The sequence below is a fragment of the Allomuricauda sp. MMSF_3307 genome, from assembly GCF_030733585.1.
Taxonomy (GTDB): Bacteria; Bacteroidota; Bacteroidia; order Flavobacteriales; family Flavobacteriaceae; genus Flagellimonas.
Map to the genome: position 1 here is coordinate 511,827 of NZ_JASHIQ010000003.1, position 10,794 is coordinate 522,620.

Here is a 10,794-nt window from a genome sequence, read left to right on the forward strand (position 1 = left end):
TGGATTTATATGGTTTCCCGTTGATTTTTGGAATGATTCGGAATTGTTGATATAAAAGGAAAAAAATACGGGAAATACGCTAGCCATCAAGAAAAAGAGAAGTATTTTTCGGCCGTTTTTCTGTTGCTGGCCATTGGTGTTGGTTTTATCCATTTGGAAAACAGGCAGATGAGGTAAATAATGATGATGAATTCGCCTTTTATCGATTAAAATAGGAGGTAAAACACAAATAAGTTAATTATGTGACTTGTTTGTGTAGATATGTGTCGAAACAGGCCGGATAGAAGAACATAATTAAGAAAACCCCAATTTTCTTACAGCTTACGAGAACCACTTGTTGCCATGGTGATCAGTTGACCAAAACTTATCATTTATGGAGAACATTACTTTCTTTAACCTTAAGAAGAGCATGTTTGCTTTGCTACTTCTGGTCTTAGGATTTACCATATATTCCGCCCTTATTTCGGCGACCCCTCCCAATATAAATCCTATCGGAATGCATCCTTTTAGCGGCACTACCGATTCGGATGGGGATGGAGTCCCGGACCATATCGATTTGGATGCTGACAATGATGGTGTTTTGAACACTTTGGAAGATGCCAATTTGGACGGAGATAACAACCCTGAAACCAATCCAACCGATACCGATGGAGATGGTATCCCCAATTACTTGGACATCGATTCTGATGGTGACGGATTACTGGACAACTATGAAGCCCAAAACTTTAACAATTTTCAATTGCCTTCTGGGGAAGATACTGATGGCAACGGCTTGGACGATGTGTATGAAACCGACCCCGGCGCTGGTAACGGAATTGTCCCCATTGACACAGATAGTGACGGTATTCCAGATTACATAGATTTAGACTCCGATAACGATGGTATTTTAGATCAAAATGAATCCAGTATCATCAGCACGGATTTGGATTGTAGCACAGTCCCCAAATTAAATTTTGGAAGCGAACCGGTATTGGAATCGGGCATGCCACTTTCCGAAGGAGCTATTTATCGCTATTCAAATATTGCTAACGGACTGGATGCCTTGGTATTGATTGAGGAAGTCGTAAACGGAGAGATATTGTTTCTCGACCAAAACCAAACTGATCCAGAGTTTTTTAAACCCGAGATTTTTTTCACCACAACGTCCGAACAACGAAGACCTTATGTGGATTTCAGGATTTCTTTCGTCGAAAATGGAAGTTCCACACCGGTGGTATTGGAGGAGTTGAGCGCCAACTTTATTGATGTGGATGGTAATGGTGATTACCAAGAATACAATCGATTCAATACCCCTGCAAGTTACACCCTTGATACGGATAATGAGATTACAGTTCAAAATACCACTGGAGGCTTTTTGGTCAACGGTGGAAGCAGGGAATATGATGGCATTTCAAATCAAGTTTCATCGGTCAACGTAGCGGTGGAGTTTGTTTCTATAGATTCTTTTGTGTTTCGGTTTGGTATACAGGCTGATATAGATGATAATTTTAAAACAAACGTAGCTAGGCAAGCTGGTATACAATTTGATTGTTTGGACAACTTTAAAGATCCACAAACAGTCAATTTTAGCGAAGATGTGGATAATGATAATGACGGATACCCAGATAGGCTTGATATTGATAGTGATGATGATGGCATACCGGATAACGTGGAGGCCCAACCTACATTTGGATACATTCCACCATCTGGAGAGGATACTAACCAAAACGGAGTGGACGATGCCTATGAAGTAGGGGAGACCATTGGTCTGTCTCTTGAGGATACCGACAGTGATGGTACCCCAGACTATTTGGACGATGATAGTGAAAACGATCTGGTTCCCGATAATAACGAAGGAAACGACTTCAATTTCGACGGAATTCCAGATTGGACCTACACCGGTGTGGATACCGATGGGGACGGATTGGATGACGGCTACGAAGGAAGTGATGTCAATGATGGTTTCGATGTGAATGATGAGATTGATAATCCAGCAACCGACTTACCTGATCGTGATGGCGAAGGGGATGTGAATTATCGTGATTTTGACGACGACGGGGATGCTATCAACACTCCTGATGAAGATGCCAACGGCAATGATGACCCTACTGATGATGATACCGATGGAGATGGTACTCCTGATTATTTAGACCCGAACAACGACACGGATACCGATGGTGATGGTGTAACCGACGAAGATGAAGAAGAGGACGGAACAGACCCTACTGACCCTTGTGATTTTGTGGAAGAACATATTACCCAACCGCAAACAGGAGATTATTTGACAGCTGATTGCGACGGGGATGGCGTTACCAATGAGGATGAAAAAGAGGATGGAACAGACCCGTTTGACCCATGTGATTATAATCCTGATAGCATCACCTTGCCACAGACTGGCGATTATTTGATAGCTGATTGCGATGGCGATGGAGTCACCAATGGTGATGAGGAAGAGGACGGTACCGACCCTCAAGACGCCTGTGATTTCGTTCTGGATAGCCAAACTGTAAATCCTGATTCCACCTGGAACGCTTCGGATTGTGATGGTGACGGAGTAACCAACGAAGATGAAAAGAACGATGGAACTGATCCGCTGGATCCATGCAGCTATAATCCCGATAGCATCACTTTGCCCCAGTCGGCAGATTGGAATGCATTGGATTGTGATGGGGACGGGAACCCCAATGGGAACGATCCAGACCCACTGACCGCAACTGCAAACGATGACTTCGGTTCAACTCCGGCCTTGACCGAGGTGGCCATCAATATTTTGGAAAATGATGATTTCCTTCCCAATGCCGATGAGATCAATCTAGGTGTTACCAGTCTATCAAGACTTGGAGGTAATGCGACAGGAACCGTAACTTTTGATGCTGAGACAGGATTTGTGAACTACTTGCCTACTTTGACTGAGTCCAGTTCAACCGTTACCATTGAGTACCAGGTTTGTAATGTGTTGCTGGATCCCAATGTGTGTGCCTCGGCGACTATTTTTATTGAAGTCGGTGCCAATACGCTGGATGCCGTGGACGATGTGTATTCTGCAACAGTAGGTCAAGATGGTGTCATAGCCGATAGCAACGTGTTGTCCAACGATACCTTGAACGGAGAACCACTAACCCTTTCAGATGTCATATTGACCTCGACACCTACGGATGAACTTACGATAAATGAGGATGGAACGGTAAGTGTGAATCCTGGTGTAATGGCCGGAACCTACACCATCAATTATACCATTTGTGATGTATTAAATGTGGATAATTGTGATACCGCTACCGTAACGGTTCAGGTAATGCAAGGAAGTGCAAACATGATTGACGCCGTGGACGATACCTATACAGCAACTTCTGAAGAAGAAGGAGTGATTTCCGGAAGCAACGTGCTTTCCAACGATACCGTCAACGAATCCGTTGCTACCCTAATGGATGTAATATTGACTTCGACCCCTACCGAAGCCCTTATAGTGAACGAAGATGGAAGCGTGAGTGTTGTTCCGGGCACTATGCCAGGCACCTATACCATTAGTTACACCATTTGCGATATCATGGATGTGGATAATTGTGATACAGCCATAGTGACAGTGGAAGTGACCCAGGGAGAAGATAATGTAATCGATGCGGTGGACGATAGCTATAACGCAGGAATCGGAGGAGGACTTATTCCCAACAGTAATGTGTTGTTGAATGACACCCTGAATGATGCCCCGGTGTCCTTGACTGATGTTATATTGAGTTCTACACCTACCAATCAACTCACGGTAAATGAAGACGGTAGTGTAACGGTAAGTTCTGGAACACAGCCCGGAACCTATACCATCGAGTACACCATCTGTGAAGCTGGCAATCCCGATAATTGCGATACGGCAACGGTTCAGGTGGTCGTTGAAGCCATTGAAGTGAACCAAATGTTGACACCAAACGGCGATTTGAAAAACGACTTCCTGTTCATTCGAGGTACGGAGTATATCAAATCAAGTACCATCAAGATTTTCAACCGTTGGGGAACCATGGTTTTTGAAGCGAACAATTACGACAACATCAATAATGTTTTTGACGGCCGTGTGCGTGGCAAGTCGGCAATAAGTGTAAATGATTACCTTCCAGCGGGTATTTATTTCTATATTTTCAATTATGAGACAGAGCAAGGAAGCTTCACGGACTCCGAATACATTTATTTGAGCAGATAACCTTATGTATAGCATGACTAAAAAATATTTATTCGCCACATTATTGTTTGTGGGTATCATGGCTTCGGGAGTAAACGCCCAGCAAGATGCCCAGTACACGCAATACATGTACAATACGTTGAGTGTTAATCCAGCCTATGCAGGATCACGGGGTCAACTCAGTTTTGCAGGCCTGTACCGTTCGCAATGGGTGGGCTTGGACGGCGCTCCCGAAACCTTTACCATTAACCTTCACTCACCAATTCGTAACAGCCGATTGGGTTATGGGGTTTCCATCGTAAACGATAATATTGGTGACGGTGTAGTGCAGGAAACCTATTTGGATGCTGTTGTTTCCTATACCATTGATTTGGCCATGGATGCCAAATTATCTTTTGGATTAAAGGCGGGAGGAAATATGCTCAGTCTTGACTTTAATGGACTCCGGAACTTTGATCAAGAAGTGGTCAACCAGAACAACATAGACAATAGGTTTACGCCGAATTTTGGTCTTGGGGTGTATTATCACACGGATAAATTCTATGCAGGCCTATCAGCTCCCAATGTACTGGAATCGGAATATTTTGATAATGATAATTCAGGTGATGGGGTCAACTTTTTGTCCGCAGAGCGTATGAATATTTATTTGATCACAGGATATGTGTTTGATATTGGAGCGGACCTTCAATTTAAACCCGCACTCCTTACCAAGGCAGTATCCGGTGCTCCATTGCAGGTAGATTTGTCAGCCAGCTTCCTTTTTGCAAACAAATTTAGTTTTGGAGCAGCATACCGCTGGGATGCAGCAGTAAGTGGGTTGGTAGGTTTTCAGGTGACAGACCAGATTATGTTGGGATTGGCATACGACCGTGAGACCACCGAATTGGGTGGAACACAGTTCAACGATGGATCGTTTGAAGTATTTCTCCGCTTGGAATTGTTGAAATCGTTCCAAAGGACCATATCACCAAGATTCTTTTAATATAGTACAGCATGCTGAAAAGAATACTCATAGTATCGATAATCATTTACGGGTGCTTTCAAAAGGCAACAGCGCAACAGGACAGTATTCCCGATAAGCAAATTGAACGGATCATGGAAAGGGCCGATGAGCGCTATCAACAATATTCCTTTAGTCCGGCCATCGATATCTACAAAAAAGTGTTGGACAGGGGCTATTCTTCGTCCGACCTTTTAAAAAAACTGGGTAATTCCTACTATTTCAATGCAAAGTATCAAGAAGCTGCCGACACCTACGGTAAGTTGGAGAAAAGCTATCCGAACGACATGTCCGTGGAAGACATCTTCCGTTATGCGCAGAGTTTAAAGTCCATCGGGAATTATGATGAATCGAACAGGGTAATGGAAAACTTTAGGGAGTTGACCGCTGCCATGGTGGATTTTGATGTGGATTATATGGCCAAAATCGAAGAAAATTCAGGTAGATACGATATAAAGCCATTTCCTTACAACAGTGCATATTCCGATTTTGCCGCGGCCTATTACGAGAAGGGACTCATTTTTGCATCGGACAGGGATACAGGGAACTTTGCCAGATATCGTCATACCTGGAACGCCAGTGACTTTTTGGATTTATATAAGGTGGATGCCGATAGCGCTTCCCAAGGGAAGGTGATGAAATTGGAAGGGGACGTAAACACCCGTTTGCACGAATCCACATCTGTGGTAACCAAAGATGGCACGACCATGTATTTTACTCGGAACAACTTTTTCGACGGTCGAAGGAAAAAGGATGAAGAAGGAATAATTCGTCTTAAAATCTATAGTGCCGAGTATGTTGATGGCGAATGGACCAATATAGTGGAACTGCCCTTTAACAGTGACTCCTATTCTGTGGCGCACCCCATGCTCAGTCCAGACGAAAAGAAGCTCTACTTTGTTTCCGATATGACGGGGAGCCTAGGGGCATCCGATATATTTGTCACCGAAATCATAGGGGATGGAACCTATGGCCCCATCCAAAACCTGGGCAGTAACGTCAATACCATTGGAAGAGAGACTTTTCCATATATTACGGAAGAAGGAGTACTATATTTTTCTTCGGATGGGCATCAAGGATTGGGAGGATTGGATGTATTTGCCACAAAAATCACTTACAACGACTATTCACAGCCAGTAGTCAACGTAGGAAGGCCGGTAAACTCGCCCAAAGATGATTTTTCGTTCATTTACAGGGCAAACGACAAAACAGGATACTTCGCATCTAACCGCGAAGGAGGCATGGGAGGCGACGACATCTATGAATTCGTGGAGACCGAACCACTTACTCTGGACTGTATCCAAGAAGTCACGGGTACCGTTAGAGATCGTATTTCCAATGAAGTGTTGGCCGGTGCCACTGTTAAGATAATTGACGAAGAAAATAATGAGATTTCATCGACCATTACCGATTCTGATGGAAACTACATACTGATGCTCGATTGTTCCAAAGGAAATTTTGTTAGGGCATCAAGGGACGGTTACGTTCCGGCAGAAGAATATCTGCCCATATCTGACGGAAAGCCAAGGATTGTTGATTTTTATCTGGAGCGCGATTTGGTGACAGGAGGTTTTGGTGACGACTTGGCCAAATTGCTGCAATTGAGCACCATCTACTTCGACCTCAACAAGTACGATATACGACCCGATGCGGAGATTGAGATTCAAAAGGTAATCGTGGCCATGGAGAAATATCCAAGTTTAAAAATCAAGGTAAACTCCCATACCGATAGCCGGGGAGTTGATGCCTACAACCTTTGGTTGTCCCAAAAGCGGGCAGAATCCACTGTTAACTACATGATATCGAAGGGTATTGCCCCAGATAGGCTGGAAGGTGAAGGATTTGGAGAGACCAGATTGGTAAATGATTGTGTTAACGGCATGCCATGTTCAGAAGAACAACATCAATTAAACCGTAGATCCGAGTTCATCATATTTGAATAGATCTGGTTCAATTTTATAATGTAAAGCGACTCCTTTTTGGGGTCGTTTTTTTTGCTCAAAAATGAAGAAAATTGAATATAAACGATAATGTCGGATGTGCGAATTATCCCATTATTATTGGGTTTCATCGATGAAGTGCGTTAACGAAAACCAAAGAAATGATAGGGGGTAACCTCAAAAATCAGACACTATACAATGGGATTCAACAGGTTCACAACAATTATTTTCTACGGCTAAAACTCAGGGTAATTTTGTATGCAGTTGAAATTTGGGCGTATTGTACTGCCTCCAACAAAGTCAACTGAACAAGTGAAAATCAACAAACAAAGGTTTATATCATCCTCAACTAATACTAACCTCATGAAGAAGAGCATTCTAGCCCTATTATTTCTTTTTTCAACAGGAATAGCTTTTTCGCAAACCACGGTAACCCTTCAGGACCAATGTAACTGCGAAGTCTTAAAAGGAACTGACGTCTCGGGTTCAGGAGCAACAACTCCGGCGGGAGCAGACCTTGGTGATATTTATGTAAACACCAACACAGGCACCATTTACTTTTGGGATGGGGATACTTGGGAACTGACCGCTTCGGATGATCAACAGCTGACAGGTTTCACCTTTAATGATGCAACCAATACACTATCGCTTACTTTGGAAAATGGTGGAAGCGTTAATGTAGATTTAAGCAGTTTGAGCGATACGTTAACAGATTCAAACACCACGGTGACGTCTTTCGGGATTGATGGTACAAATACGAATCTGGTTATCACCGACTCTGATTCGAACACCTTTGCTGTGGCATTGGCAGATTTGGCAGCCTTAATTGATACGGATACCCAATTGACCGACGCCCAGGTGGCCACGGCGGTGAACAACGAGTTCCCGAATTTGGACACCGACAGTACCGATGACTTTTCTGGAGACTTTGGAGACCTTTCCAATGTACCTGCGAACTTGGACACGGATAGCACAGACGATTTCGACGGACAGTGGAGCAGCCTTACGGGAGTTCCAGCCGACTTCGCCGACAATGTGGACAACGTGGACGATGCCGACAACGATCCTGCCAACGAATTACAGGCCATCACTTCCACAGACGGAACAGTGATGGTAACACCGAACGGCAACGATTTTGACCTATCCGGTTTCAGTGGAGATTTTAGCGATTTGACCAACTTGCCTGCCAACTTGGACTTGGATTCCACCGACGATTTTGACGGGCAGTGGAGCAGTCTGACAGGAGTTCCTGCAGGTTTTGCCGATAACATCGATAATGATACCCAATTGACAGATGCCCAAGTGGCCACGGCGGTGAACAACGAGTTCCCGAACTTGGATACGGACAGTACAGACGACTTTTCAGGCGACTTTGGCGATTTGACCAACGTACCTGCCAACTTGGACTTGGATTCTACCGATGATTTCGACGGACAATGGAGCAGTCTGACAGGGGTTCCAGCGGACTTTGCCGATAACGTGGACAACGTGGACGATGCGGACAACGACCCAGCTAACGAATTACAGGCCATCACTTCCACAGACGGAACAGTGACGGTAACACCCAACGGCAACGACTTTGACCTATCCGGTTTTAGTGGTGACTTTGGAGACCTATCCAATATCCCTGCGAACTTGGATACAGATAGTACGGATGATTTCTCTGGAGACTTCGGCGATTTGACCAACGTACCTGCCAACCTCGATTTGGATTCCACCGATGACTTTGACGGACAGTGGAGCAGCTTAACGGGAGTTCCTGCAGGTTTTGCCGATAACATCGATAATGATACCCAATTGACAGATGCACAAGTGGCTACGGCGGTGAACAACGAGTTCCCGAACTTGGACACGGACAGGACGGATGATTTTTCAGGAGACTTTGGCGATTTGACCAACGTACCGGCCAACTTGGATTTGGATTCCACCGATGATTTCGACGGACAGTGGAGCAGTCTGACAGGAGTTCCTGCTGACTTTGCTGATAATGTGGACAACGTGGACGATGCGGACAACGACCCTGCCAACGAATTACAGGCCATCACCTCCACAGACGGAACAGTAACAGTAACACCGAACGGCAACGACTTTGACCTATCCGGTTTCAGCGGAGACTTTGGAGACCTATCCAATGTACCTGCAAACTTGGATACTGATAGCACTGACGATTTCGACGGACAGTGGAGCAGCTTGACTGGTATCCCAGCGGACTTCGCCGACAATGTGGACAACGTGGACGATGCGGACAACGACCCTGCCAACGAATTACAGGCCATCACATCCACCGACGGAACAGTGACAGTGACCCCGAACGGCAACGACTTTGACCTTTCAGGTTTTAGCGGAGACTTTGGAGACCTATCCAATGTTCCTGCGAACTTGGACATTGATAGCACAGATGATTTCTCTGGAAACTTTGGTGACTTGACCAATGTTCCTGCAAACTTGGACACGGACAGCACAGATGATTTTTCAGGAGACTTTGGCGATTTGACCAACGTTCCAGCAAACTTGGACTTGGATTCCACCGACGATTTTGACGGACAATGGAGCAGCCTAACAGGGGTTCCAGCGGACTTCGCCGATAACGTGGACAACGTGGACGATGCTGATTCCGTTGTGGGCAACGAGTACAACACCGGTAGTTCCATAACCGATGGTGTTTTGGGCATCACGGATGGCGGCGGAACTGAACAAGTGGATTTGATCAGCAACGATGCCAACAACAATATCACCTTTGGTTCCGATGGGGCGCTATACCTGAACGTAGCTTCAGTAAGTATAGCGGAGACAGTCACAAACCTAACCGATAACAACAATGGCACTGTTACCTATGTCAATGAAAATGGGGTGTCCCAGACAATCAATAAGTCAGCGATCACGGATAACCTCGATGGAACCTATACGTTCGACAATGGCGATGGTTCACCGATAACCTTTATCGGAACCGACAACGATACCCAATTGACCGATGCACAAGTGGCTACGGCGGTGAACAACGAGTTCCCGAACTTGGACACGGACAGGACGGATGATTTTTCAGGAGACTTTGGCGATTTGACCAACGTACCGGCCAACTTGGATTTGGATTCTACCGATGATTTCGACGGACAGTGGAGCAGTCTGACAGGAGTTCCTGCTGACTTTGCTGATAACGTGGACAACGTGGACGATGCGGACAACGACCCCGCAAACGAATTACAGGCCATCACTTCCACAGACGGAACAGTGACGGTAACACCTAACGGCAACGACTTTGACCTATCCGGTTTCAGCGGAGACTTTGGAGATCTAACTAATGTTCCAGCGAACTTGGATACTGATAGCACAGATGATTTCTCTGGAGATTTCAATGATTTGACCAATGTTCCGGCGAACTTGGACACCGATAGTACGGATGACTTCAGTGGAGACTTCAATGATTTGACCAACGTACCTGCCAACTTGGATTTGGATTCCACCGACGATTTCGACGGACAGTGGAGCAGCTTGACGGGAGTTCCGGCCGACTTTGCCGACAACGTGGACAACGTGGACGATGCGGACAACGACCCCGTGAACGAATTACAGGCCATCACCTCCACAGACGGAACGGTGACAGTGACCCCCAACGGTAACGACTTTGACCTCTCAGGTTTCAGCGGAGACTTTGGGGACCTTTCCAATGTTCCGGCGAACCTGGACACCGACAGCACCGACGATTTTGATGG

4 protein-coding genes are annotated in these 10,794 nt (G+C 45.4%); all 4 read left to right on the plus strand.

Features of this window, described 5'->3' with window-relative positions; genetic code table 11:
- Nucleotides 1–373 precede the first annotated feature (373 nt).
- Nucleotides 374–4,165, plus strand: coding sequence for a gliding motility-associated C-terminal domain-containing protein (locus RBB12_RS10710; RefSeq protein WP_306013476.1), 3,792 nt, complete (start codon nt 374–376; stop codon nt 4,163–4,165).
- A gap of 13 nt (nt 4,166–4,178) precedes the next feature.
- On the plus strand, nt 4,179–5,126 hold the full coding sequence (locus RBB12_RS10715) for a type IX secretion system membrane protein PorP/SprF (protein WP_179385063.1): 948 nt from the start codon (nt 4,179–4,181) through the stop codon (nt 5,124–5,126).
- Nucleotides 5,127–5,137: 11 nt separating this feature from the next.
- Nucleotides 5,138–7,087 carry an OmpA family protein gene (locus RBB12_RS10720; RefSeq protein ID WP_306013475.1) on the plus strand — a complete coding sequence of 650 codons (1,950 nt, stop codon included), beginning with the start codon at nt 5,138–5,140 and terminating at the stop codon, nt 7,085–7,087.
- Nucleotides 7,088–7,447: 360 nt separating this feature from the next.
- Nucleotides 7,448–10,794 (plus strand): beta strand repeat-containing protein (locus RBB12_RS10725; RefSeq protein WP_306013474.1); only part of this gene is annotated, 3,347 nt, incomplete at its 3' end.